Source organism: Ruegeria sp. HKCCD8929, assembly GCF_013031405.1.
Classification (GTDB): Bacteria; Pseudomonadota; Alphaproteobacteria; order Rhodobacterales; family Rhodobacteraceae; genus Ruegeria.
Genome location: NZ_WPZY01000008.1, coordinates 177,896 through 202,178, shown reverse-complemented (window position 1 = coordinate 202,178; position 24,283 = coordinate 177,896). Strand labels below are relative to the sequence as shown.

Annotated in this window: 21 protein-coding genes, 1 other RNA gene and 1 riboswitch; of the genes, 10 read left to right on the top strand and 12 right to left on the bottom strand. The window is 62.1% G+C overall.

Features of this window, described 5'->3' with window-relative positions:
• Positions 1-48 precede the first annotated feature (48 nt).
• Positions 49-306, bottom strand: a complete 258-nt coding sequence (locus tag GOX53_RS14595; RefSeq protein ID WP_171177564.1) for a GlsB/YeaQ/YmgE family stress response membrane protein — start codon at positions 304-306, stop codon at positions 49-51.
• 57 nt (positions 307-363) lie between these two features.
• Positions 364-1,686 carry a serine hydroxymethyltransferase gene (gene glyA, locus GOX53_RS14590; RefSeq protein ID WP_171177561.1) on the bottom strand — a complete coding sequence of 441 codons (1,323 nt, stop codon included), beginning with the start codon at positions 1,684-1,686 and terminating at the stop codon, positions 364-366.
• Between the two features lie 98 nt (positions 1,687-1,784).
• Between glyA and GOX53_RS14585 the strand changes: the two genes are divergently transcribed.
• A complete protein-coding gene (locus tag GOX53_RS14585; protein ID WP_171177560.1) occupies positions 1,785-2,657 on the top strand; it encodes a LysR family transcriptional regulator in 873 nt (290 codons plus the stop codon).
• On the opposite strand, the gene fnrL is transcribed toward GOX53_RS14585, so the two are convergent.
• Positions 2,654-3,397 (bottom strand): transcriptional regulator FnrL, encoded by a 744-nt coding sequence (gene fnrL / locus GOX53_RS14580; protein WP_171177558.1) that lies wholly within the window; start codon positions 3,395-3,397, stop codon positions 2,654-2,656. The genes GOX53_RS14585 and fnrL overlap by 4 nt on opposite strands.
• Positions 3,398-3,458: 61 nt before the next feature.
• On the opposite strand from fnrL, the gene hemN reads away from it, so the two are divergent.
• Together hemN and GOX53_RS14570 are read left to right on the top strand one after the other, a co-directional pair.
• Positions 3,459-4,814: an oxygen-independent coproporphyrinogen III oxidase gene (gene hemN, locus GOX53_RS14575; RefSeq protein WP_171177556.1), complete on the top strand. Its 1,356-nt coding sequence runs from the start codon at positions 3,459-3,461 to the stop codon at positions 4,812-4,814.
• 228 nt (positions 4,815-5,042) lie between these two features.
• Positions 5,043-6,971, top strand: a complete 1,929-nt coding sequence (locus tag GOX53_RS14570) for an elongation factor G (RefSeq protein ID WP_171177554.1) — start codon at positions 5,043-5,045, stop codon at positions 6,969-6,971.
• Positions 6,972-7,074: 103 nt separating this feature from the next.
• Here GOX53_RS14570 and GOX53_RS14565 read toward each other — a convergent pair whose 3' ends face one another.
• From GOX53_RS14565 to GOX53_RS14545, 5 genes are all read right to left on the bottom strand, one after another.
• On the bottom strand, positions 7,075-8,652 hold the full coding sequence (locus tag GOX53_RS14565; protein ID WP_171177552.1) for an ABC transporter ATP-binding protein: 1,578 nt from the start codon (positions 8,650-8,652) through the stop codon (positions 7,075-7,077).
• Positions 8,649-9,755, bottom strand: coding sequence for an ABC transporter permease (locus GOX53_RS14560; RefSeq protein WP_171177550.1), 1,107 nt, complete (start codon positions 9,753-9,755; stop codon positions 8,649-8,651). Before GOX53_RS14560 ends, GOX53_RS14565 begins: the two co-directional genes overlap by 4 nt.
• On the bottom strand, positions 9,756-10,841 hold the full coding sequence (locus tag GOX53_RS14555; protein WP_171177548.1) for a microcin C ABC transporter permease YejB: 1,086 nt from the start codon (positions 10,839-10,841) through the stop codon (positions 9,756-9,758).
• A 7-nt stretch (positions 10,842-10,848) separates the two neighbouring features.
• A complete protein-coding gene (locus GOX53_RS14550; RefSeq protein ID WP_254446569.1) occupies positions 10,849-12,789 on the bottom strand; it encodes an extracellular solute-binding protein in 1,941 nt (646 codons plus the stop codon).
• 180 nt (positions 12,790-12,969) lie between these two features.
• Positions 12,970-13,479 carry a cytochrome c family protein gene (locus GOX53_RS14545; protein ID WP_171177546.1) on the bottom strand — a complete coding sequence of 170 codons (510 nt, stop codon included), beginning with the start codon at positions 13,477-13,479 and terminating at the stop codon, positions 12,970-12,972.
• Positions 13,480-13,599: 120 nt separating this feature from the next.
• On the opposite strand from GOX53_RS14545, the gene GOX53_RS14540 reads away from it, so the two are divergent.
• Positions 13,600-14,433, top strand: a complete 834-nt coding sequence (locus tag GOX53_RS14540) for a prephenate dehydratase (RefSeq protein WP_171177545.1) — start codon at positions 13,600-13,602, stop codon at positions 14,431-14,433.
• A 58-nt stretch (positions 14,434-14,491) separates the two neighbouring features.
• Here GOX53_RS14540 and GOX53_RS14535 read toward each other — a convergent pair whose 3' ends face one another.
• Both GOX53_RS14535 and nudC read right to left on the bottom strand, forming a co-directional pair.
• On the bottom strand, positions 14,492-14,962 hold the full coding sequence (locus GOX53_RS14535; protein ID WP_171177543.1) for an SRPBCC family protein: 471 nt from the start codon (positions 14,960-14,962) through the stop codon (positions 14,492-14,494).
• Between the two features lie 39 nt (positions 14,963-15,001).
• Complete coding sequence (nudC, locus tag GOX53_RS14530) at positions 15,002-15,985, bottom strand: NAD(+) diphosphatase (RefSeq protein ID WP_171177542.1); 984 nt, start codon at positions 15,983-15,985, stop codon at positions 15,002-15,004.
• Between the two features lie 198 nt (positions 15,986-16,183).
• Between nudC and GOX53_RS14525 the strand changes: the two genes are divergently transcribed.
• The 3 genes from GOX53_RS14525 to rsgA all read left to right on the top strand — a co-directional run bounded on the left by GOX53_RS14525 (position 16,184) and on the right by rsgA (position 19,453).
• Entirely contained in the window at positions 16,184-18,106 is a 1,923-nt protein-coding gene (locus tag GOX53_RS14525) for a bifunctional 2',3'-cyclic-nucleotide 2'-phosphodiesterase/3'-nucleotidase (protein WP_171177540.1), read from the top strand.
• Positions 18,107-18,145: 39 nt separating this feature from the next.
• An RNA gene (gene ffs / locus GOX53_RS14520) (signal recognition particle sRNA small type) lies at positions 18,146-18,244 on the top strand.
• Between the two features lie 249 nt (positions 18,245-18,493).
• A complete protein-coding gene (gene rsgA, locus GOX53_RS14515) occupies positions 18,494-19,453 on the top strand; it encodes a ribosome small subunit-dependent GTPase A (protein WP_371810312.1) in 960 nt (319 codons plus the stop codon).
• Between the two features lie 28 nt (positions 19,454-19,481).
• Here rsgA and GOX53_RS14510 read toward each other — a convergent pair whose 3' ends face one another.
• Positions 19,482-20,345 (bottom strand): serine aminopeptidase domain-containing protein, encoded by an 864-nt coding sequence (locus tag GOX53_RS14510; RefSeq protein WP_171177536.1) that lies wholly within the window; start codon positions 20,343-20,345, stop codon positions 19,482-19,484.
• Between the two features lie 84 nt (positions 20,346-20,429).
• Between GOX53_RS14510 and GOX53_RS14505 the strand changes: the two genes are divergently transcribed.
• Complete coding sequence (locus GOX53_RS14505) at positions 20,430-20,993, top strand: TetR/AcrR family transcriptional regulator (RefSeq protein WP_171177534.1); 564 nt, start codon at positions 20,430-20,432, stop codon at positions 20,991-20,993.
• A gap of 17 nt (positions 20,994-21,010) precedes the next feature.
• Positions 21,011-21,231, top strand: a riboswitch (cobalamin riboswitch).
• Between the two features lie 87 nt (positions 21,232-21,318).
• Positions 21,319-21,723, top strand: coding sequence for a hypothetical protein (locus GOX53_RS14500; protein ID WP_171177532.1), 405 nt, complete (start codon positions 21,319-21,321; stop codon positions 21,721-21,723).
• A gap of 121 nt (positions 21,724-21,844) precedes the next feature.
• Here the strand turns inward: GOX53_RS14500 and GOX53_RS14495 are convergent, their stop codons facing one another.
• A complete protein-coding gene (locus GOX53_RS14495) occupies positions 21,845-22,348 on the bottom strand; it encodes a dual specificity protein phosphatase family protein (protein ID WP_171177530.1) in 504 nt (167 codons plus the stop codon).
• A 173-nt stretch (positions 22,349-22,521) separates the two neighbouring features.
• On the opposite strand from GOX53_RS14495, the gene GOX53_RS14490 reads away from it, so the two are divergent.
• On the top strand, positions 22,522-24,279 hold the full coding sequence (locus GOX53_RS14490) for a DNA polymerase III subunit gamma/tau (RefSeq protein ID WP_171177528.1): 1,758 nt from the start codon (positions 22,522-22,524) through the stop codon (positions 24,277-24,279).
• Positions 24,280-24,283 lie beyond the last annotated feature (4 nt).

The window sequence follows — 24,283 nt, the reverse complement described above, 5'->3', positions numbered from 1 at the left end:
AAACGCCTTGCGCCCAAATGGAAAAGCCGCCCCGAGGGGGCGGTTTTCTCATTTGGCCTTGCGGATCAGCCCGATCAGGAACAGCAGGATCACCGCCCCGATGGTCGCATGAAGGATCGAAGCGAACAGCCCGCCCCCGACCGAGAACCCCAACGCGGGAAAGATCGTGCCGGCCAGAAAGGCGCCGACCACTCCAACAACGATATTGCCGAGGACGCCAAAGCCGCGCCCCTCCATGATCTTGCCCGACAGCCAACCGGCCACCGCGCCCACGATCAGCATTCCCAACAGGCTTCCGAACTGCATCACCGCCTCCGTATTTCTCTCGCTTCTGCGCCACTAGAACACGCAGCGGCGCGGAGGTCACGTCCGCACGTAATGCATGCCCTGAAACTTTCCGCGCAATTCGCGGGTCCGTACAGCGACTTGCTCGGGGTCGTTGCCGGTCAGCCCCTGCGCCACTAGCTCCGCCAGTTCCGCCGCGTGATCCCGCGTCACCCCGCGCCGCACCAGTTCCGGCGTGCCGATGCGCAGCCCGTTCATGTCTCCGTCAACCGGAGCAATCGGCAACCCGATGCCGCAGGCCAGGAACCCGGCCCGGCGCAGGGTTTTGGATGCGGCCTGACCGCCTCCGAATGCGGCCGCCTCAATCGCAAACTGGTGCGAGGCCGTGGCCCCGCCCTCGCCCTTGAACACCGGCAGGCCCCGCGCCTCCATCTCGGCGGCCAGGGCCTGCGCCAGATCGACCATAGCGGCGCCATAGGCTGGGCCATAGTCGACCCAATCCAGCAGAGACAGGGCCAATGCCGCCGATTTCGCCGCATCGAAATTAGCGGTCATTCCGGGAAAGGCGATGGCGTCAAGACGCTCGGCAATGTCGGCATCATTGGTCACGATCAGTCCGCCTGCGGGCCCGCCGAGGCTCTTGTAGGTGCTCATCGTCATCAGATGCGCGCCCTCGTCCAGCGGATTGGCCCAGACACGACTCGCGATGATGCCGCATTGATGCGCCGCGTCGAACAGGACCTTGGCCCCGACCTCGTCGGCAATCTGGCGCACCTTGGCCACCGGGTGCGGAAACAGGTTCAGCGAGCCACCCACGGTGATCAGGCGAGGCCGCTCGGCCTGCGCCAGCGCCCGCAACCCGTCCAGATCGAGGCTGTATCCATCCGCATCGACAGACGCATTCACGGTTTTCAGCCCATAGAGCCCCGCACAGCCATCGGAGTGATGGGTCACGTGGCCCCCGATGCTGGCGGGCGGTGCGATGATCGTGTCCCCGGGCCGGGTCAGCGCCATGAAGCCGTAGAGATTGGCCAGCGCGCCCGAGCCCACCCGGATCTCGGCATAGCGCGCGCCAAAGACGCGGGCCGCGAGTTCCGCCGCGATTACCTCGATCTCTTCGATCGCCTCAAGCCCCATCTCGTATTTGTCGCCCGGATAGCCCAGTGACGGACGGCTGCCCAACCCTTCGGCCAGCACCGCTTCGGCGCGGGGGTTCATCACATTGGTCGCCGGGTTGAGATTGAAACATTCGGTATCGTGGATCTCGCGGTTGCGGGCGATCAGAGCGTCGATCCGGCTGGCGGTTGCGGCACTGTCGGCGCCTGCCGCGAGGGCGGCAATCTCCTGCACCCGTGTTTCGCAATGGGCGGGCACCCAGGGGCGGTGGGCAAGCTGTGACATTCGATCCTCCATGATTTGGCGGCAGAATGCGCCACGTGCCACTTGCGTACAAACCAGTTTTCCGAAAAATTAGGGTCAGAAAAACTGAGGCTTATTCGATGCCCATTGCCCCTCCACGCCCGAAGTCCTTTCCGCTTAACGCGCTGCGCGCATTCGAAGCTGCCGCACGGCTGGAAGGGTTTGCGGCAGCAGCCGAAGAATTGGGCGTCAGCCCCGGCGCGATCTCGGCGCATGTGAAATCGCTGGAGGAGGAGTTAGGGGCGCCGCTGTTCGATCGAACCGCACGGGGCGTGATCCTGACTGCGGTCGCGCGCCGGGTGTTGCCGGAGTTGACGCAGGCCTTTGACGCGCTCGGACATGCAACCCAGACGCTGCGTGACGAGGCGATGCCACATGTCGTTCACGTGGTCGCACTGCCCTCCGTGGCTCAGCTTTGGCTATCTCCGCGCCTACCGGAACTGCGAGCCGCTGCGCCGGATATCGAAATCTCTCTGACCGCGATGGAAACGCCGCCCAATCACAAACGTGCGCCTTATGATCTTTACCTGTTCTACGGGGACATGCCGGGCGAGATCGTGGCGGATGACACGATCTATCCGGTGTGCGCCCCGGCATTGGCCGAGCGTCTGGACACGCCGGAGGACCTGCGCAAAGTGCCCTGCATTTCCGATACCACATGGGCGGATGACTGGCGCCTCTGGGCGGAGTCTGCGTTCAAGGGCACTGAGTTTGCACCGCGCGGGCCGGCATTCTCGCTCTACTCACTGGCTGTGCAGGAGGCGGTGAACGGCGCCGGTGTCCTGATGGGGCATGAGGCCCTGATCGCGCCTTACCTGCGCAGCGGCGAGTTGACCGCGCCGTTCGACATCCGGGTCCAGTTGAACAGCAAGCTCAAGCTCTGGAGCCCCAAACCGCTCCGGTCGAATTCTCCGGTCGGGAAGGTTGCGAACTGGCTGCGCGAAATGGCCTAGACCAGAAACCCGCCATCGGTGTCGTCGCCCGCCTCTTCCATTAGGCGGCCCATATCGGGGATGGTCACGTGACGCTTGCCTTCCAGCAGAATCACACCGTCCCGCTTGAGCGCGGATATCTGGCGGCTGACCGTTTCCAGCGTCAGGCCCAGGTAGTCGGCCATCGCCTCGCGCGTCAGCGGAAGGTCGAACACCATCGGCCCGGACATGCCGCCCTTGGTCAGCGATGCATCGCGGCGGGCGATGATCGACAACAGACTTGCGATCTTTTCCCGCGCGGTCTTGCGGCCCAGAACCAGCATCCATTCGCGCGCCGCGTCCAGCTCATCGAGCGTCATCTGCAGCAGACGCTGGGCGATATGCGGGGTGCGCGCCATCAGATCCTCGAACGGCTTCTTGCGGAAGCAGCACATGACGATATCCGTCGTGGCAACAACGTCATACGGTGCAAAGTCGCGCCCCGGGCGGCCCACGAAATCGCTGGGCAGCAACAGGCCCACCATCTGGGTGCGTCCGTCCTCCATCGTCTGGGTCAGGCTGGCGATGCCGGAGACCATCGAGCCGACAAAGCTCATCTGATCGCCCGACCAGATGATCGTCTGCCCCGCCTCGAAGCTGCGGTAGTACTTTATTTCCTCCAGCGCCTCGAGCTCATCCTGATCGCAATGCGCGCACACAGCACGGTGCCGGATCGGGCAGTCTCCGCATTTGGAATGGTCCGTGTGTATCTGAAAATTCATCCGATCATCCACTTGATCTCGGTCAAGGCATCCGTTTCAGGCGTCACATAACGATAATTGCATGATAGCGAAATCTCAATTGGCCCGGCTCGGACTTTTTGACGCGAAAGTTCCGCGCTATACGAGCTACCCGACCGCCCCCCATTTCAGCAATGACGTGGGGGCTGACATGTTTGGCAAGTGGATTTCCGGCATTCAGCCCGGTAGTTCCGTCTCGCTCTACATCCATGTGCCGTTCTGCCGGCGGCTGTGCTGGTTCTGCGCCTGCCGTACCCAGGGCACACAGACCGACAATCCGGTCATCGCCTATGTGGACACGCTGAAGGCCGAGCTGGACCTGCTGGCCGCGCGCCTGCCCGAGGGGGTCACCCTGTCGCGGCTGCATTGGGGCGGCGGCACGCCCACGCTGCTGCAACCGGACCTGATGCGGGATCTGGCCGGGCGGATTCTGGATATCGTGCCGCTAGGCCCCGAGGCCGAATTCTCGGTCGAGATCGACCCGAACGAGATCGACGAGGCGCGGCTGGACGCGCTGGCCGAGGCGGGGATGAACCGCGCCTCGATCGGGGTGCAGGATTTCGACGGCGAGATCCAGAAAACCATCGGGCGCATCCAGAGCTATGACGTCACCCGCAAGGCCGCCGACATGATTCGCGCCCGCGGCATCCGCAGTCTGAACGCAGATATACTGTATGGCCTGCCGCACCAGACCAAGGCGCGGATGACAGAAAGCGTGCAGAAACTGCTGTCGCTCAATCCCGACCGGGTGGCGCTTTATGGATACGCGCATGTGCCATGGATGGCGAAGCGGCAGCAACTGATCCCGTCGGACGCGCTGCCCACCCCGGAAGAGCGGCTGGAGCTGTTCGAAACCGCCCGGAAACTGTTCATGTGGGACAATTATGCCGAAATCGGCATCGACCACTTTGCCACGCAGGAGGACCGGCTGACCCAGGCGCTGAAGGCCGGGCGGCTCAAGCGAAACTTCCAGGGCTATACCGACGATCAGGCCGAGGTTCTGATCGGTGTCGGCGCCAGCTCGATCTCACGCTTCCCGCAAGGTTATGCGCAAAACGCACCCGCGACGTCCGTCCACACCAAGGCCATTCGCGAAGGCCAGTTCTCAACCTCGCGCGGGCATCTGTTCAAAGGGCAGGACATCCTGCGGTCGCGCCTGATCGAGGCGCTGATGTGCGATTTCCGGATCGACCGGGGCGAGATCCTGCGCGACTACGACGTCACACCAACGGCCTTGAACGAGATGTTTGCCGACGCCGAACGTGCCTTTCCCGGCCTTTTGCGCATCAGCGACAACGGGCTGCTCATCCCGCCCGAGGCCCGTCCTCTGACCCGCATGATCGCCCGCAGTTTCGACGCTTATGATCTGAGCAAGGCGGGGCACAGCTCGGCCATCTAAGCCGGGTGGAAAACACATTGGGGCGGCGGGCCGCAGGAAAAGGTCCGCCGTTTCTCTGCGCAGGGGCTTGACGCCAGCCGCCCGGATTTCCCACACTCGACAGGCCGGGGCAGACCCCCGCCCCGCGCACCTGAGGCAGGCACCATACGGACAGACGCCGCTAACGCTTGCGCGTTCGCGACACTCTCATCGTGCAGCAAACTGCAACCTGAGAGAGGGACTGCACTCATGCGCGTCTTCACCGTCCTCGGCCCGACTCAATCGGGCAAATCTACCCTCGTCGAGGCTATTAGCCGCCTCGACGGCAGGCCCACCACATTCGATGTATCCGGGACCGTGCACTTGCACGGTTTTTCTTACTTGGGCGAGCCGTGGTGCGCGATCGATGTGGACGGGGGCGGAGATTGTCTGGCCTATGGCGGCCCGGCGATGGCCATTTCAGATGCCGCCGTTGTGGTGGTTCCGCCCGACCCGGACACCGCCGTGCTCTGCGCGCCTTATCTGCGGCTGGTGGAAGAGGCGGGCATTCCCTGTTTCCTGTTCATCAACCGGATGGACCATCCCAACGGCCGTATCCGCGACATCATCGCGGCGCTGCAAACCTACTGCACCCACCACATCGCCCTGCGCCAGGTGCCAATCCGCGATGGCGACCAGATCGTCGGCGCGGTGGACCTGATCTCGGAACGCGCATGGAAGTATCAGGAGGGGCAGCCCTCGGCCCTGATCGAATTGCCGCAGGCGGTGGAGGAGCGCGAGCAGGAGGCACGGGCTGAACTGCTCGAAACCCTGTCGGATTTCGACGATAACCTGCTGGAGCAGCTGATCGAGGACAAGCAGCCGCCCAGCGCCGAGATTTACGATCTGGCGGCGCAAGTGCTGCAGAACCACCAGTTGATCCCCGCCTGCCTGGGTGCGGCCTGCCATGGCAACGGGCTGACCCGGCTGATGAAGGCGCTGCGCCACGAGGCCCCCGAGTTCGACATCGCCGCCGGCCGCGATGAGGCCGAGGAAGGCGCACGCGCCATTGCCGGGTTTGCCGATGTGAAGAAACATATCGGCAAGATCACCGTGCTGCGCGGCCTGGGCAAAGGCGTGCAGGCGCATGAGGCGCTGGGTGGTGAAACCGTGGGCAGCCTGACCACGCTGGATGCCAAGACCCAGATTCCCACGCTGGAAGCGGGGCAAATCGGGCTGGCGGTGAAGTCGGATCACCTCAACCCCGGATTCCTCTATGACAGCAAATCGGCGACCCAGTTGCCGGAATGGGCCAGCCCGCACCCGTCGGGCCACCGGCAGAGCGTGTCGCCCGCGCATGAGCGCGACGATGTGCGCCTGTCCAATGCGCTGGCCCGCCTTGGTGAAATCGACCCCGGTCTGCAGGTCGGCCATGCCGAGGGCAGCGGCCATGCGGTTCTGGGCACCCAGGGCCCGCAGCACATGCGGCGGCTGGTCGCCAAGCTGGACGAAGATTTCGGCATCGAGGTCCAAACCGAACCGGTCGAAACCGCCTATCGCGAAACCATCCAGAAACCGATCGAACACCGCCACCGCCACCGCAAACAATCGGGCGGCGCAGGGCAATTCGCCGATGTGGTGATCTCGGTCGAGCCGATGCCACGCGGTGCAGGGTTCCAGTTTGATGAGATCGTCAAGGGCGGCGCGGTGCCCAAGAACTATATCCCCGCCGTTGAGCACGGGGCCGAGGACGCGCTGGTTGAGGGACCCGAAGGCTTTCCGGTGGTGGACGTCAAGGTGACGCTCAAGGACGGCAAGCACCATGCGGTGGACAGCTCGGATTATGCGTTCCGCACAGCGGGTAAGAATGCCGTGCGTGAGGCGCTGCCGGAGGCGAAACCGGTGGTCCTGCAACCGATTCTGCATGCCGAGATCCATCTGCCTTCGGTCTATGTGGGCGATCTGGTGCCCACGATCAGCTCACTTCAGGGACAGGTGCTGGGGTTCGAGGGCAATCCAAACGCCTCGGGTTGGGAGATCTTCAACGCGCTGCTGCCGGCAGTGGCCGAAGACGAGTTGCACCGCACGCTGGCCAGCGCATCGCGCGGAACGGGATGGGTGAAGCTGAACTTCGATCATTACGAGGAACTGCGCGGACAGGTGCCGAAATCGGCGCGCGAGAAGGTGGAGAGCGCCTGAGCTCTCCCGCCCTGACGCGGGTTATTCAGGGGTCAAGGCGTTTGCAAACGCCTTGCAACGCGGTTTTCGAACCGCGTTAAGCCGCTTCCAAGCGGCTTGGCCCCTACCCGGCCGCTGCGACCAGTTCGCGGGTGTAGTCGGTCCGTGCGTTTTCGAACAGATCGTCGGCGGCGCCCATCTCGACCACATCGCCCTGCCGCATCACGATCACCTGATGCGACATGGCCCGCACCACTTTCAGATCGTGTGAGATGAACAGGTAGGCCAGCCCGTATTTGCGCTGCAAATCCCGTAGAAGATCGACGATCTGTACCTGCACCGTCATGTCCAGCGCACTTGTAGGCTCGTCCAGCACCAGCAGCTTGGGCCGCAGCACCATCGCCCGAGCGATCGCGATCCGCTGGCGCTGACCGCCCGAGAACTCGTGCGGGTAACGGTCCATCGCTGCCGGGTCGAGCCCAACTTCGGTCATCACCTCGGCCACAAGCTCGCGCGGAGCGCGGTGTGGGTCGACTTTGTGTATGGCCAACCCCTCGGCAATGATCTGCATGCAGGTCATGCGCGGGCTGAGCGAGCCGAACGGGTCCTGGAACACGATCTGCATGTCCTTGCGCAGCCGCCGCAACTCGCGCGTGGACCAGTCGCGCACATCCTGCCCGCGAAAGGTGATTTCGCCCTCGGACGAGATCAGCCGCATCAGCGCCAGCGCCATCGTGGTCTTGCCTGAGCCGGATTCGCCCACAATCCCCAGCGTCTCGCCGGCGCGCACGGTGATGGTGGCGTCGTTGACCGCCTTCACATGACCTACTGTGCGCTTGAGAAACCCGCGCTGGATCGGGAACCAGACTTTGAGCTTGTCGGTCCGCGCGATTTCTTCGGCGTCCAGCGCCACCGGATCGGGTGAGCCCGAAGGTTCCGCAGCCAGCAGTTTCTGCGTGTAGGGGTGCTGCGGGTTGTCGAAAATCTCGGCGGTCGGGCCGGTCTCGACAATCTCGCCATCCTTCATTACGCAGACCCGGTCGGCAATGCGCCGCACGATGCCCAGATCGTGGGTGATGAACAGCATCCCCATGTTCTCGGCCTTCTGCAAATCGGCCAGCAGCTCGAGAATCTGCGCCTGAATGGTCACATCGAGCGCCGTCGTCGGCTCGTCCGCGATCAGAATGTCGGGCTTGTTGGCCAGCGCCATGGCGATCATCACACGCTGGCGCTGCCCGCCCGAAAGCTGGTGCGGATAGCTGTCCAGCCGCTCACGCGCGTCGCGGATGCCCACCTTGTCCAGCAGTTCGACAATCCGGTCGCGCGCAGCCTTGCCGGTCAGGCCCTGATGCAGGGCCAGCGATTCCGCCATCTGTTTCTGGATCGTGTGCAGCGGGTTGAGTGAAGTCATCGGCTCCTGAAAGATGAAGCTGATGTCGTTGCCACGCACGTCCATCAGCCGCTGTTCCGAGGCGCCGATCATCTCTTGCCCGTCATAGGTGACCGAGCCTTCGATCTCGGCGCTTTCGCCCAGCAGCGAGACGGTGGACAGCGCAGTTACCGACTTTCCGGACCCGGATTCACCCACCAGCGCCACGGTCTCGCCCCGGTCCACGTTGAACGACACGCCCCTGACCGCGGCCGTCACCTGCCCATCCTGCCGGAAGGACACATTCAGGTTCTTTACGTCCAGCAGGCTCATGAGAACGTCTTTCTGGGATCGAACGCGTCGCGCACGCCTTCGAAGATGAAGACCAGAAGCGACAGCATGATGGCAAAGGTGAAGAACGCGGTGAAGGCCAACCACGGCGCCTGCAGGTTCTGTTTCGCCTGCAGGGTCAACTCGCCCAGCGACGGGGCCGAGGACGGAAGACCAAAGCCCAGAAAGTCCAGCGACGCCAGACCTCCGATGGTTCCGGTCACGATGAACGGCATGAAGGTCAGCGTCGCCACCATCGCGTTGGGCAGCATGTGACGGAACATGATGGTCTTGTTACCCACACCCAGCGCCTTGGCGGCACGCACATATTCCAGATTGCGCGCCCGCAGGAATTCGGCCCGGACCACACCCACAAGGCCGGTCCACGAGAACAGGATCATCAGCGCCACCAGCAGCCAGAAACTTCGACCCAGAATGGCGAACATGATGATGATGACGTAAAGCGACGGGGTGGCCGACCAGATCTCGATAATGCGCTGAAAGATCAAATCCAGCCAGCCGCCGAAATAGCCCTGAATGGCACCGGCGAAGATGCCGATAAGGCTGGCCACACCGGTGACAAACAGCGTGAACAGGATCGACAGGCGGAAGCCGTAGATCACCCGTGCCAGCACGTCACGTTTGGTGTCATCCGTTCCCAGCCAGTTCTGGGAATTGGGCGGCAGCGGCGCCGCACCGGGGCGATCGACAGAGGTGTTGTAAGAATACGGAATAAGCGGCCAGATGGCCCAGCCCCGTTCGAATCCCTCTGCGGCGTAGGTTCCGGCCTCGATCTTCTCCAAAACGCCATCGGGATCATCGAAGCATTCCTCCTGCCCGCCGCTTGCGATCAGGCACCGCACCTCGGGGTCACGGTAAATCGCCTCGGTCTGGAAGTCTCCGCCGAACGCGGTCTCGGGATAGATTTTGAAGATGGGCGTGAAATACTCGCCCCGATAGTTGATCAGGATCGGTTTGTCGTTGGCCAGAAACTCGGCAAAGAGCGACAGGCCGAACAACACGGTGAAGATGATCAGCGACCAGTAGGCCCGGCCATTGCGACGGAAGTTGCGCCAGCGGCGCTGGTTTAGTGGTGACAGCGCCATCTACCCCTCCCGCTTTTCGAAATCAATGCGCGGATCGACCAGCACATACATCAGGTCGCTGATGATGCCGACCACGAGGCTCATCAGGCCAAAGATGAAAAGCGTGCCGAAGATAACCGGATAGTCGCGCGCTACGGCGGCCTCGAACCCCAGACGACCCAGACCGTCGAGCGAAAAGATCGTCTCGATGATGATCGAGCCCGAGAAGAAGACACCGATGAACACCGCCGGAAAGCCCGCGATTACGATCAGCATCGCGTTACGGAACACATGGCCGTAAAGCACCTTGCTTTCGCTCAGACCCTTGGCCCGCGCGGTCATCACATAGTGTTTCTTGATTTCGTCCAGAAATGAATTCTTGGTCAGCAGCGTCAGGGTGGCAAATGCGGAAATCGTCGAGGCGACCACCGGCAGGGTGATGTGCCAGAAATAATCCACGATCTTGCCGCCGAGGCTGAGGTTATCCCAATTGTCCGAGGTCAGACCCCGCAGCGGGAAGATCTGCCAGTAGGACCCTCCCGCGAAAAGCACCAGTAGGAGAATCGCGAACAAAAAGCCGGGGATCGCATAGGCAACAATGATCGTTCCGCTGGTCCAGGTATCGAAGGTCGATCCATCCTTGATCGCCTTACGAATGCCCATTGGAATCGAGACCAGGTAAGCGATCAGTGTTGACCACAAGCCAAGCGAGATCGAAACCGGCATCTTCTCCAGAACCAGATCGATCACGCTAATCGAGCGGAAATAGCTCTGCCCAAAGTCCAGCGTCAGATAGTTGCCCATCATGCTCAGGAACCGTTGGAGTGGCGGTTTGTCGAACCCGAACTCTTTTTCAAGCTCCTCGATAAACTCTTTAGGCAACCCCCGTGCGCCGAGGTATTCGCTGTCGGACCCGAACGTCTCTTCAGTGGGTGCGCTTTCACCACCGGCGAAACCCGCAAAAACGTCCCCTTCACCTTGCATTTGGGCAAGGATTTGCTCGATGGGCCCACCCGGCACGAACTGTACCAGTGTAAAGTTGACCACCATGATCCCAAGAAGTGTCGGGATGACCAGCAGCAGTCGTCGTAGAATATATGCTCCCAAGGCTTCGTTACCTCAGTGCGCCGGCAGCTTTGAGCGCCTTGTATTTGTCTTCGTTGAACCACCAGAAATCCAGATACCCGACCCCGAGCGGCGGTAACTCTTCCGGATGTTCGTACATGTCGTAATACGCGACCCAATTGTCTGCGACATATCCTGCAGGAATCTGGATACGCAAATAGCGCAGTGTACGATCCAGCGCTTTCAGCGATGCGATTTCTTCTTCGCGCGACTCGGTCAGCAATGCGGCCTCGATGATCGCATCGACAAGCGGATCTTGCAGGGACTGCGGGTTATAGGACGATACTACGGCAGTTTCCGATCCGTATGACTGCTTCAAGCCAGTAGACGCAATCTGAAACGGTTGATTGCGGAAGAAGATCATGTCCCAATCTTTGTCGTAGTAGCGCTGCGTATATTGCGCGGTGTCGACTTTTTCCGCCTCGGCGCTGATCCCAAAGCTGGCAAGATTTGAAACATAAGTAGTGATGATTGCTTGCGCTGTGTCCGAAGACGCTGCCGATTGCATAATCTTGAACCGCATGGGCTCGCCGGACGCATTGCGCAGCTTACCTCCCGCACCTACTTCCCAACCCGCTTCGGCAAGAAGTTTCAGCGCCTTACGTTTGTTTCGACGATCCGTTTGCCGGTCGGCGTTGGACGTGTGCGCCAGAACGGCCTCTTCGGACAACAACTCGGCCGGAACAAGATCACCAAGGCTTTCCAGGAACGCCTTTTCCAGGCCTTCTGGTACGCCCTTGGCCTCGACTTCGGAGTTTTCCGCAAAGGAATGGCGCTGCTTGGTCAGCCCATATTGCAGCGATGCTGAGGTCCATTCAAAATTGAACGCCAGACTCAGCGCTTCACGAACGCGTTTGTCCTTGAATGGGTCGCGCAGGAAGTTGAACACGAATCCTGTCGGGATCGGCGGGTTCTGATCCGCGATGGTTTCGAGCTTGACCTCCCCCTTCTGCACGGCAGGAAAATCATATCCTGTTGCCCACTTCTTGGTGCTACCTTCTGCCCTGAAGGTGTAGATACCAGCCTTGAAAGCCTCAAACTCGGCTGCATCGTCAGCGAAATACTCGACCCGGACCCGTTCGAAATTGTGGCGCCCCTTGTTGATCGGCAGGTGCCAACCCCAATAGTCGGGATTTCGCTTGTAGACGATGTATCTGTTGATCTCGAAATCATCGACCACGTAAGGACCGCTGCCCATCGGCGTTTTCAGGCTCTGCTTGTCAAGCCTTTCACCAGTTTCTTCGTACCAGGCCTTTGAAAAAACAGGGGTTCCGCCAACTTGCGAGATGAGCGACCGCCGAGAGATGCCATCGACGAAGTTATACTTCAGAGTATGGTCGTCGATGATTTCGTACCCTTCGATTCGTTCCTTCACTGCCCGTGCATAGCTGCGGATGCCCTGCTCAAGGAACAGGTCGTGAGTGAACGCGGCATCGTGCGCCGTTAGCGGTGTACCATCGGCAAAACGCGCTTCGGGGCGCATGTGGAATACACACCACCGCTTGCTTTTTGGGTACTCGACGGTTTCGGCAATCAGACCATAGGCGTCCGTGATTGAATCCGCCGGGGTTGCCGTCCCGAATGGGCCATCCCCGAACATGCCTTCTGCGATAAGGCCGGAAAAGAGACCCGCTTTGCCCTGCCAATTGAACCGGTTCATACCGTCAAAGGTGCCGCGCGTGCTGACCGAAATCTCGCCTCCAACCGGAGCATTCGGATTCACGTAGTCGAAATGAGGGTAGCCAGCAGGATATTTCAGGTCACCAAAATATGAATAACCGTGCGAGATAATGATCTCATCTTCGCCTGCAGCGCTGGCCAGACCTGTGACAGAATTTGTCGCGGCAGCCATCGCTCCGGCCCCAAGGAACTGCAGTGCCGTCCTCCGGTCGATATCGAATCTGATATCAGGGAACTGTCTGTTCGTCATAACGGCCTCTCCTGCGGTTCGTGTCATTCTTGATCTTGTGGCCGATAGCTAAAGGTCCAGCCGGGCGAGATTCAAGTTTAGAATATGTGAACGCTTCGTGAAGATAGCTTCAAGCGCCCGGAAAACAAAAAACCGCTGCGTTTCCACAGCGGCTTTGTCTTAACGCAGGAGCCAACCTGATCAGTCGTCCAGGCTGTCCAGATAGGCGATCACGTTTACCCGGTCTGCCGCCTTCTTGAGACCGGCAAAGCTCATGGATGTGCCCGGAACATCCGCGCTCGGCTTGGCCAGGAAGGCATCCAGCGCTTCCGGGGTCCAGTCGCCGCCCTTGTCCTGCAGCGCGCCCGAATAGGCGCCAAAGCCAGCAGCCGAGGCTACCGGGCGACCGACAACGCCATACAGATAGGGCCCGGTGCCGTTCGCGCCGTCTTCCAGCTTGTGGCAGGCTGCGCATTTCTTGAACACTCTGGCGCCTTTTTCGACGTCAGCGGCCATCATCATCTCGTCAAAGCTGACTTCCTCGGCCTCACTGATCTCGTCAGCCGACCCCTCGGTTTCGATAATGTACGAAGCCTCTCCGTGGCTATCCACGTGATAGAGGGCTTCGGCCGCCCATTTTGCCAGAAGCAGCGCCAGGAAGGCGCCAAACAGGCCAGCGGCGGCCTTGGTAACTGTCATCGTGTCAAACATTGATCGCGAGTCCATTTCAGCTGTCTGCGCGGCTGTCTAAGGCTTCCCCTTGCAAGAGGCAAGGTATAGACACCGCGACCAAACGCCCAATTGATGAACTTGTTGCACGGAAACGACCAAATGACCAACCGTATCGCCTTTCAGGGAGAGCCCGGCGCCTACAGTCACGAGGCTTGCCGCAATGCACGGCCCGGCATGGATGCGTTGCCTTGCCGCACCTTCGAGGACGTGATCGAAGCGGTGCGGTCGGGGGATGCCGACCTGGCGATGTTGCCAGTCGAGAACTCGACCTATGGCCGGGTGGCCGACATCCATCGGCTGCTGCCCCATAGCGGGCTGCATATCATCGACGAGGCCTTTGTGCGTGTGCATATCAACCTTCTTGCGGTGCCCGGTGCGCGGCTTGAGGACATTGCCGAGGCGCATTCCCATCTGGTCCTGCTGCCCCAGTGCCAGGGATTTCTGCGCCAACACAATATCCGTGGGCGGGTCAGCCCGGACAATGCCCGTGCAGCGCGTGAGGTTGCCGAGCGTGGAGACAAGGCTCATGCGGCGCTGGCCAGCGAACTGGCAGCCGAGATCTACGGGCTCGACGTGTTAGCCCGGCATATCGAGGATCGGGGCGACAATACCACCCGCTTTCTGGTCATGTCCCGCGAGATGGACGAATCACGCCGCGGCGATCACGAAATGATCACCAGCTTCGTGTTTCAGGTGCGCAACATCCCTGCCGCTCTCTACAAGGCGATGGGTGGGTTCGCGACCAACGGCGTGAACATGGTCAAGCTAGAAAGCTACATGGTCGATGGGTCCTTCACCGCGACCCAGTTCTATGCCGATATCGTCGGACACCCGGAGGACAAAAACGTTCAGCTGGCCATGGACGAGCTGGAGCATTTCACCACCAATGTCGAGATTCTCGGCGTCTATCCCGCAGCCCGGTCGCGCAGCTAGACGGCTGGCCAGGGCGGTGCAGTGCGTTTGGAAGCGGCTTTCCCGCCGGGCTTTCCGGCTAAGCCGAAGAACGGGAGTGACGCTCTTCCAGATCCCTTGCCAACTCGGCCAGCCTGAGCTCGAACTGCCGCTTCAGCCGCGCCCGCGCCAGCTTTAGAGATTGCAGAAACAGACGTGCCGGCAGCGTCTTTGGCGTGAGGTTGAGGTCAAAGATCAAACGGGTTCGACTGGCAGACAATGCCAGCAGTTCGATCCCCGTGATTGCGTCCACGCCCTTGCTCGTGGCCTGAAAGCGCATCAGGTGCGGGGGCTCGTAGTGTTCGAGCACAACCTGCATCTCGCGGTATTTTCCCCGGATCCTGAGAACCGTATCCCATGTCAACCCAACCGGTGATGCGACCGATCCCGCTGACCTCGTTACCTCGACACCGCGCCGGATTGCCAGACGTTCGAACCGCTCAAACTCCGAGAGCATATCAAACACCGCCGCGATAGGTGCCTCGATATCTTCCCTGCCAGAAAAATGCATCTATTCCCTGCGCGTTTCGTTATCCAGGTCACTGTCGATTTAATCCAACGTATCCGCAAGCCAGTTCTGCAGGAGAAAATGGGCGATGGCCCCTTTCCGGGCAGGCAGCAGATTCGGGTGCTCGCCCGCAAATACCTGCATCATCTCGCCCTTGCCAACCCAAAGCGCATCCTCGATCTCAACCGGGTCGATCCGAATATCACGGGACAGCGCCTTGCCCGCGCAGCCAAACATCAGCGACGCCGGGAAGGGCCATGGCTGGCTGGCGAGGTAGTCCACTTGCCCCACACGCACGCCGGCCTCTTCCATTACCTCGCGGCGCACGGCGGCTTCCAGCGTCTCTCCGGGTTCAACGAACCCCGCCAAGAGCGAGTACATGCCCTCGGGCCATCCGGGCGAGCGGCCCATCAGCACCGAATCGCCATATGTGATCAGCATGATCACCACCGGGTCGGTACGCGGGAAATGCTGGCCGCCACAGGTGGGGCAACTGCGCTGCCAACCCGCCTGAACCATCTCGCTTTGCGCACCGCAGCGTGCGCAGAACCGGTGTGTTTCATGCCAGCCGATGACAGCCTTGGCGCTGGCCGCAAGCTCCGCATCGCGCGGGCTGAGCCGCGACATGATGCGGCGAAGCTCAGCAAAGACGTGGCCTGCGGGCAGATCGGGGTGCTGCTGTTCGGTCGGGTCGACGAAATTACCCAGGCCCGACAAGTCCTGCCCTTCGGGTTGCCAGGCCGAGATGTCGGCGGCAAAAAGTGGCGCCTCATCCTCAGCCAGACCCAGCAGAACCGGCCCGTCGGCGGCACCGCCCGACCCGGATTGCACCAGCGGATGGGTCATCGGTACCAGAGACAGTCGATCCAGCCGCTCGCCCTGCACCAGCGGTTTGCCGCGCCAGAGCAACAGACAGGCCGCCTTTGGATGCGCCCTTGCGGCGGCCAGAGCCGCGGCATCGCCCCGAAGATGCGCTGCCCGGTTCAGCCCGGACCCGCCGAAAGTGACCTGCTCTGCCCGCTTCATTCCCTGCTTCCCTTTGCCATTCGGCATAGGGCTGCCATGGCCCGCGCGGCTGTGCAATGGCAATCAATGCCCGGTCGTTTCACTAATTCAGCGCTAAACCGCAGAATTTTCACAACACATTTTGCATGAGTTCACTTTTTCAGCGTTTTTAATTCATTTAGAACAACCATAAAAAGAAACCCAAACGATTTGGTATAGATGGCATTGTTATCCACCGGTGGCGGCGACGCGTCTCAAGAACGGGACCAGCCTGCCCAAGGCACCACCGCCCGGCTGCGGCTGCTGGCGACGTCCGACCTGCATATGAATCTGCTCAGCTTCGACTATTACGCCGACAGATCAGAGCCGACCGTAGGGCTGACCCGCACAGCGAGCCTCATCAGCGCAGCCCGTGCCGAGGCCAATGCGTCGGGTACAACTACTCTTTTGGTGGACAATGGCGATTCCCTGCAAGGCACGCCACTGGGTGATTGGGCGGCTGAGGAAAGTGACGTTCCGCACCCCCTTATGCAGGCTTTCGACCATTTGGGATACGATGCGATCGGTTTGGGAAACCACGATTTCAACTTCGGGCTGGACGCGCTGGACCAAATCCTGACGCAGGCACCTTGCCCGGTGCTGTGTTCGAACCTGCTCCGACTAAGAGGCTCTACCACCTGGCGGGTCACGGCAATCCTGACGCGAACCGTCGCCGCCGGCGGACAAACCCATCAATTGCGAATCGGCCTGTTCTCGGTCCTGCCGCCACAGACGATGGAATGGGAAGCGCATGTGCTTGAAGGCCAAGCGGACGCCTCGGACATTTTGAGCGCTGCTGAACAGGCAGTGAAGGAGCTGCGCGGACAGGGATGTGATCTGATCGTCGCGCTGGCGCACACCGGGTTGGACGATGGCACCGCGCGGCCCAACATGGAAAACGCCGCGATACCACTGGCCTATTTGGATGGTATAGACGCCGTCGTGGCCGGACACACTCACCTGCTTCTTCCCGATGGAGAGCATAAGGGGCTGGAACGGATGGAGGCCGAACGCGGGCTGGTGAATGGAAAACCGATGGTGATGCCAGGCGCATCGGGATCCCATCTGGGCGTGATCGACCTGACATTGGCGGCCGATGGGCAGGGAGGATGGCAGATCACCGAGCGCAGAGCCGAGTTGCGCCCGATCTCTGAGCGAGACGCCAGCGGCGATGCGGTTCCGACAACACCTGAGGACCCTGAACTGACAGAGTTGCTCGCCCCAGCACACGCCGCAACCCGTGCCCGAATGGGGCAGCCGGTGGGACAGATCGAACACCCCCTGCACAGCTACTTCAGTTTCTGCGCGCCCGACCGAGGGCTGGCGCTGGTAGCAGCTGCCCAAGCTGCTGCGCTACGTCCTTACCTGTCGGGCAGGCCAGAGGCCGAGCTGCCGCTGCTTTCGGCGGCGGCCCCATCGAAATTCGGCGGGCGGGCTGGCCCCCGGCATTATACCGAGGTGCCCCCAGGCCAGATCTCTCTGCGACACGTGGCCGATCTGCATGTCTTTCCCAACGAATTACGCGCGCGCATCGTGTCCGGCGCGCAGCTCCGGGACTGGCTCGAGATGTCCGCTGTGCTGTTCCACCAAATCACTCCCGGCAGCTGCGGGACCGAGCTGGTAGACCGCGACCGTGCAGGACATAATTTCGATGTGTTGCACGGGGTGGAGTACGAAATCGACCTGTCCGCCCCGGCACGGTTTCACCCTGACGGCACCCTGACGGACCCTGCCCATCACCGGATTCACGGCTTGAGGCTGAATGGCACCCCGGTGACGGACGATCAACGCTTTGTGGTTGCCCTGAACAACTATCGCGCCGCAGGTGGAGGCCATTTCGCAGCGCTTTCAGGTGCTGACAAGATCTCTATCCCACCTCTACGCATTCAGGACATCCTGCGCGACTATCTCACCGGGCGTCTACCCTCCGACCCGCTGGAAAACGCGCCGCCTTCGTGGAGGTTTTCGCCCCTGAAGGAAACGCAAGTGACCCTGCGCACCGGACCGGGTGCCAGGCGATATCTGGACGAGCTTGCAAAGTATCAGCCCGAGCCACTGGGCATGGATCAAGACGGCTTTTTGCGCTTCGGGCTGCGGCTCTGACGGGTTGCCTTTCCCTACCAGCGTGACTATATCGACAATCGAGAGGTTGGCGCGGGCGAGCGCCTCGCCAACCTGGTCAGGTCCGGAAGGAAGCAGCCACAACGAGTCCCGCTTGGGTCGATGTCCAGCCTCTCACTAGACCGCATCCAGCGGCACACCAGAACCAGAAAGCCAAAGGGGGGCTTTTATGATTGTAGCAAAATCCCTTCAGGCGCGGTTCTGACCGAAGTTATCCAGTCCCCTGCCTGAACCCATCCCAAGCGGGTGCGCGTGCGCCATCGGCTTGGCTTGCGTGATTCCTACACAGGCAGAGCAATGTCTTTTACTTACCCGGACCTCGGATGGTCCTCCTTTTTCGCAGCCCAAGCGGCAGCGGACCCCCACCTTGTGCCCTTACGCATCGCGGCAGTCCATCGCGACCGGATGACCGGATTGTCGCCGGACAGCGAACACCCACTGTTGGCTCCTGCAGGCCAGACCACCGGCGGGTTTGCCGTCGGCGACTGGGTGCTGGCCAATGACGCCAACCGCATCATTCGCCTGCTGGACCGGCGCACGGAACTCAAGCGCCGCGCGGCGGGCACGGATGCGCAATCGCAACTGATCGCAGCAAATGTGGATGTGCTCTTCATCACCAGTTCCTGCAATGCCGATTTCAACCCGGCGCGGCTGGAGCGATACCTGGCGCTGGCCAATCGGGCCGGATGTTACCCTGTGGTCGTCCTGACCAAAGCCGACACGTGTGATGACCCCGACGACTACATCAAGCAAGCCGAGGCACTGGCGCCCTTTCTCACAGTCCTTTCAGTCAACGCGCGCGATGAAGAAGACCTGCACCGAGTCGCTGAGTGGTGTCCGGCAGGGCAAACCGGCGCTTTGCTCGGATCCTCGGGCGTCGGCAAGACGACGCTCACCAATGGCCTCACTGGTTCGGTGGATGCGACCGCTGGGATTCGCGAGGACGATGCCAAGGGCCGCCACACCACCACCTTCCGCTCGCTGCGCCGGATGACCAACGGCGGTTGGTTGATCGACACGCCCGGCATGCGCGCCCTGCGCCTGCTGGATGCAGGCGAGGGTGTTGATGCGGTCTTTGCCGATCTGCTGGAACTGGCGGCGGCGTGCCGGTTTTCCGACTGTTCCCATCAGGGCGAACCCGGCTGTGCCATCGAGGCCGCAATTACTGCGGGTGAACTTGATCCCGACCGCCTGAATCGCTGGCAGAAACTACAGCGCGAGGACCGGTACAACTCGGAAACCGTGGCCGAAGCACGGGCGCGGCATCGGGAGTTCGGAAAGATGATCAAGTCGGTCCAGCGCGCCCATAAGGGGCGCAAAGGTTACTGACCGGGCGGGGGCGCCTGTCAGGGCGCCCCTATGCCTCACCTAGCAGCGCAGGCCAGATCGCGGCATTGCGGCGGGCAAAGGCGCCGAGATGCCCCACCGCCTTCAACCCGAAATCACGCGGGTTCAGCTCCTGTTTCCGCGCTGCCGGACCATAGACCTGTTCCAGCCGCCAGACACATTTGGCCGGGATCATTACGTCATCACTTAGCGCAACCAGATCGACCGGCGCTCCGGAGCGGCCCCAGTCCGGTGCGGGCAGGGTCACACCCGTCTCGGGCAGGTAGCTCTGGCGCGAGGTGCACCATTTGCGCCATTGCCAGTAAACTCGCGGCGGGAGATCGGCGCCAAAACCGGTGATCTTACCGGGCAGATAGCCAAGCGTCTTCACCATCAGCGGGACATGGCCAAACCAGAAAAGCCGCGCCAGCGCCTGATAAGGCCACGGGTGGTCGACGTGATGCACTAACCCGGCGCAGACGCAGATCATGCGGTCGATATCCTCGATCCCGTCCTGCAGCGGCATCAGCATACCGCCCACCGAATGACCGATCACCCAGAGGGGCACGCCGGGATAGCGGCGGCGCATTTCTGCCCGTGCCGCAGGCATGTCCGTCAGCGCCCAATCGGCCATGTTCACGTTTGAGTCCTGCAACTGCCCGTTCAGAGAGGTTCCGAAGTCGCGGTAGTCATAGATCAGGCAGGCCATCCCCCGCTCGGCAGCCAGCCAGCGGGCGAAATGGCGGTAGTAATCGCGCGGCACGCCGGTGGCGCCGTTCAGAACGACAGCCGCTGCAGGAGCCTCTGCCGGCTGGTGAAGCACCGCCGACAACTCGGCAGATCCTGCCGGGAACCTAAATTCCTCGACCGTTACCGTTCCTTGCGCGTCTAGCATCGTCACCTCCCGCGACCTCCTAGACCAATCGGTCTACATCCCTTTCTGGACCAATCGGTCTAGCCCTGTCAATATGGCAGCCAAATGACCGAACGTCCGCTACCGACCAAAGACCGCCTGATCCGTACCGCCGCCGACCTGTTCCGACGGTCAGGCTATCACGGCGTGGGGCTGAGCGAGTTGCTGAGCGCCGCCGATGCGCCCAAGGGTTCGCTCTATCACCACTTTCCCAACGGCAAATCCGACCTTGCCGTCGCCGCTGCCACCTGGGCCTCGGACGGGATGCTGCGGCTGATCGCAGCCTCATTCGAACCGGCAGACAGCTTTCAGGACGGGGTCGAGACCCTGTGCCACAAGGTCGCGAAACTGTTCGATAAATCGGGACAGTGGGATGGCTGTCCGATCTCCTCCACATTGTTCGAGGGGCCCGACAACGCCACCTTCCGCGATCACGCGCATCACCTCTACGAAGGCTGGATCACCGAGGTGGCGCATCATGCCGGGCGATTTGGCATCGACAACCCGCTAGAGACCGCCGATACGCTGTTCATCCTGCTCCAGGGCGGCTGGCAATTGGCGCGGGCACGGCAAAGCTCGGATGTCCTGCGCGCGCTACCGCAGAAGATGCGCCTTACCAAAATCCATTGACGTCAGCCCATGCAACCCGCTAGCCATCAGGTGATGGTTCCCGCGCCGAATCTGCGGCCGGGATGAAAAGGGAACACGGTGCGGTCCGGACCGGGAAACCGGGATGGACCAAGGCCGCGACTGCCCCCGCAACTGTAGGCGGAGAGCGATGCCGGAATGCCACTGGCCGTAAGGCTGGGAAGGTCGGCAAAGCTGTGACCCGCAAGTCAGGAGACCTGCCATCGGAACTGTAACTCGAACTCGGGCGGGGTGTCCGGGGTGGGTCCGATAGCCGCCCGCTGTCTTTCCCCTCCTGTGTCCCCGGCCAACGCGCGGAGGGCGCATCATGATCTGGAAGACCAACTCTCACATATTCACGGCAACCCTGTGCCGCCACACCGGTAAAACCTGTCCGGCTCTTGCCCGTATGGCCGAGAAGCTGGCGCAAGCCATGGACAAAGCCAAACCGGTGACCACCGAAGACTTCGAGATCGAGGGCAACAGCACCTTGAAGAACTGCCCGCAGGTCTGCTCCGCGCGGTTTCGGGCCAGCCACGAGCGTATCCGGGTGTTCTGCGGCGTGGAGGCGGATGAGGATGGCGACCGGCTCGATCAATTTGCCGATACGCTTTTGTCGTCCGAGGCTCGGATGCTTCCGGCAGGCTGGTTGGCGCAACCGCCCTGCGCGCTGCTCGAAGCAGTTCCATTGGGCGGGGAATACAACGCCAGCCAGCACACCGTTTCCCTCTGACATGATACGGCACAACTCGCGCGGGCAAGGCGTTTGCAAACGCCTTCATGCGGTTTCCAGCCGCATCAAGCCCCTTGCAAGGGGCTTGGTCCCGGTTGAGCCGTTTCGCTCCGAATGACCGTCAGGACCCAGCGGACTGCTTTTGCCCCTGCAGCGCCCAGTTCATCTGCCCTTCAGTCTCGACCGCGCAGGCCCGCACGGTGCGCAGGTGATCCAGCGCGTCTTTGGGTGTTTCGCCGCACTCGATCATCAATCGCAGCGCCACCATGCCGGATCTGCCACAGCCGCCTCGGCAATGCACCAGAACCCGGCCACCGCCTGCCAGCGCTTGCCGCGCAGCGGCGCTGACGTCCGGCCATTTCAACTGCACCGCACGGGGCGGCGCCCCGAAATCCTCGACCGGAAGATGCGCCCAGCGGCACGCACGGCCCTGAATGTCCGATCCGAAATTGCGCGCGCCGTCCTGAATCATTTCGATCTCGGTGGTCATCGAGATCACCAGTCCGGGTTCCCATGCAGCGATAGTATCGAGGTCCTCGGGATAGTTGCCATACCGCCCCGGCATCGGGCTGATCGCCAGCGTTCCGCCGCCGACCTGCAAGGCGTAGATCACAAATTCAGACATGCCCGGCCCCCTCCCGAAAACCGCAAACTCAAAACCGGAAATTCAAACCAAGGTCTCAATGTTGTACCGCCGGTTGCCCTGAAACCAAAAGAAAAACGCAACAGGCGGCTGTGGACGCGGGCCACGCGGCGCTCTACGCTGCCGCCTCAAGACACGAATCCGGCAGAGCAGAGATGACCGACACCGCACCCGCCCCCTATCAGGTCCTTGCCCGCAAATACCGCCCCGAAACCTTTGCCGATCTGGTCGGTCAGGATGCAATGGTGCGGACGTTGAAGAACGCGTTCGAAGCGGACCGGATCGCGCAGGCGTTCATCATGACCGGCATTCGCGGCACCGGAAAAACCACCACCGCGCGGATCATCGCCAAGGGCATGAACTGCGTCGGTCCCGATGGCGAGGGCGGCCCCACCACCGAACCCTGCGGCCAGTGTGAGCATTGTGTGGCGATCATGGAAGGCCGCCATGTCGACGTGATGGAGATGGACGCGGCATCCCGCACCGGGGTGAACGATATCCGCGAGATCATCGACAGCGTCCGCTACCGCGCCGCCAGCGCGCGCTACAAGATCTACATCATCGACGAGGTCCACATGCTCTCGACCAGCGCTTTCAACGCGCTGCTCAAGACGCTCGAGGAACCGCCCGAGCACGTGAAGTTCATCTTCGCCACCACCGAGATTCGCAAAGTGCCGGTGACGGTGCTGTCGCGCTGTCAGCGGTTTGACCTGCGCCGGATCGAGCCCGAAGACATGATCGGCCTGATGCGCAAGATCGCCGCCGCCGAAGGTGCCGAGATTGCCGAGGATGCGCTGGCGCTGATCACCCGCGCCGCCGAGGGTTCGGCCCGCGATGCCACCTCGCTGCTGGATCAGGCGATCAGCCATGGGGCGGGTGAGACCAGTGCCGATCAGGTGCGCGCCATGCTGGGGCTGGCCGACCGGGGCCGGGTGCTCGATCTGATGGACATGATCCTGCGTGGCGACGCGGCCGCTGCCCTGACCGAACTGGGCGGCCAATATGCCGAGGGCGCCGATCCGCTGGCGGTGCTGCGCGATCTGGCCGAGATCACCCATTGGGTCTCGGTGGTCAAGATCACGCCGGACGCGGCAGAGGACCCCACCGTCTCGCCAGATGAACGCTCGCGCGGCGTGCAGATGGCCGGGGCGCTGCCGATGCGGGTACTGACCCGGATGTGGCAGATGCTGCTGAAAGCGCTGGAAGAGGTGGCCGCCGCGCCCAACGCAATGATGGCCGCCGAAATGGCGGTGATCCGGCTGACCCATGTCGCGGACCTGCCCAGCCCCGAGGAACTGATCAAGCGGCTGCAGGATGCACCGCCTCCGCCCGCTCCGGGACCCGGCGGCGGGATGCCGCTGCAAAGCATGGGTGCCGCTCCGGTGGCGAACGCACCGGGCCCCGCCTACACCGCCGCCCCGCGCAGAAATGGCGGTGCGCCGTCCGCTGCGCTGGCGCAGGATGTGCAGGCCGCACTGGCGCGCTACCCCAGCTTTGAGCATGTGGTGGAACTGATCCGCGCCAACCGCGACGTGAAGCTGCTGGTCGAGGTGGAAACCGGCATCCGGCTGGTCTCCTACCAGCCTGGGCGGATCGAGTTCACGCCCGCCGAACAGGCGCCGACCGACCTGGCCCAACGCCTCGGCTCGCGCCTGCAGGGCTGGACCGGCAACCGCTGGGTGGTGTCGGTGGTGCCGGACGGCGACGCCCCGACCATCGCCGAACTGCGCGACGCCGCCGAGACGGCACTGAAAGCCGAGGCCGAGGCGCATCCGCTGGTGCAGGCCGTGATGGCAGAGTTCCCAAAGGCGAAGATCGTCAGGATCGAAACTCCTGAACAGCGCGCCGCCAAGGTCGAGACAGAAGCCCTGCCCGAGGTCGAAGACGAATGGGACCCGTTCGAAGAGGATTGAGCGG

What these genes read in the sequence shown, in the direction of transcription:
- GOX53_RS14510 (WP_171177536.1), bottom strand. Translation starts at nt 20,345, where the DNA reads ATGCTAGACGCGCAAGGAACGGTAACGGTCGAGGAATTTAGGTTCCCG.
- GOX53_RS14595 (WP_171177564.1), bottom strand. Translation starts at nt 306, where the DNA reads ATGCAGTTCGGAAGCCTGTTGGGAATGCTGATCGTGGGCGCGGTGGCC.
- GOX53_RS14495 (WP_171177530.1), bottom strand. Translation starts at nt 22,348, where the DNA reads ATGTCTGAATTTGTGATCTACGCCTTGCAGGTCGGCGGCGGAACGCTG.
- GOX53_RS14500 (WP_171177532.1), top strand. Translation starts at nt 21,319, where the DNA reads ATGATCTGGAAGACCAACTCTCACATATTCACGGCAACCCTGTGCCGC.
- GOX53_RS14585 (WP_171177560.1), top strand. Translation starts at nt 1,785, where the DNA reads ATGCCCATTGCCCCTCCACGCCCGAAGTCCTTTCCGCTTAACGCGCTG.
- fnrL (WP_171177558.1), bottom strand. Translation starts at nt 3,397, where the DNA reads ATGAATTTTCAGATACACACGGACCATTCCAAATGCGGAGACTGCCCG.
- glyA (WP_171177561.1), bottom strand. Translation starts at nt 1,686, where the DNA reads ATGTCACAGCTTGCCCACCGCCCCTGGGTGCCCGCCCATTGCGAAACA.
- GOX53_RS14550 (WP_254446569.1), bottom strand. Translation starts at nt 12,789, where the DNA reads ATGACGAACAGACAGTTCCCTGATATCAGATTCGATATCGACCGGAGG.
- GOX53_RS14490 (WP_171177528.1), top strand. Translation starts at nt 22,522, where the DNA reads ATGACCGACACCGCACCCGCCCCCTATCAGGTCCTTGCCCGCAAATAC.
- GOX53_RS14560 (WP_171177550.1), bottom strand. Translation starts at nt 9,755, where the DNA reads ATGGCGCTGTCACCACTAAACCAGCGCCGCTGGCGCAACTTCCGTCGC.
- nudC (WP_171177542.1), bottom strand. Translation starts at nt 15,985, where the DNA reads ATGAAGCGGGCAGAGCAGGTCACTTTCGGCGGGTCCGGGCTGAACCGG.
- GOX53_RS14545 (WP_171177546.1), bottom strand. Translation starts at nt 13,479, where the DNA reads ATGTTTGACACGATGACAGTTACCAAGGCCGCCGCTGGCCTGTTTGGC.
- GOX53_RS14525 (WP_171177540.1), top strand. Translation starts at nt 16,184, where the DNA reads ATGGCATTGTTATCCACCGGTGGCGGCGACGCGTCTCAAGAACGGGAC.
- GOX53_RS14505 (WP_171177534.1), top strand. Translation starts at nt 20,430, where the DNA reads ATGACCGAACGTCCGCTACCGACCAAAGACCGCCTGATCCGTACCGCC.
- hemN (WP_171177556.1), top strand. Translation starts at nt 3,459, where the DNA reads ATGATAGCGAAATCTCAATTGGCCCGGCTCGGACTTTTTGACGCGAAA.
- GOX53_RS14570 (WP_171177554.1), top strand. Translation starts at nt 5,043, where the DNA reads ATGCGCGTCTTCACCGTCCTCGGCCCGACTCAATCGGGCAAATCTACC.
- GOX53_RS14565 (WP_171177552.1), bottom strand. Translation starts at nt 8,652, where the DNA reads ATGAGCCTGCTGGACGTAAAGAACCTGAATGTGTCCTTCCGGCAGGAT.
- GOX53_RS14535 (WP_171177543.1), bottom strand. Translation starts at nt 14,962, where the DNA reads ATGCATTTTTCTGGCAGGGAAGATATCGAGGCACCTATCGCGGCGGTG.
- GOX53_RS14540 (WP_171177545.1), top strand. Translation starts at nt 13,600, where the DNA reads ATGACCAACCGTATCGCCTTTCAGGGAGAGCCCGGCGCCTACAGTCAC.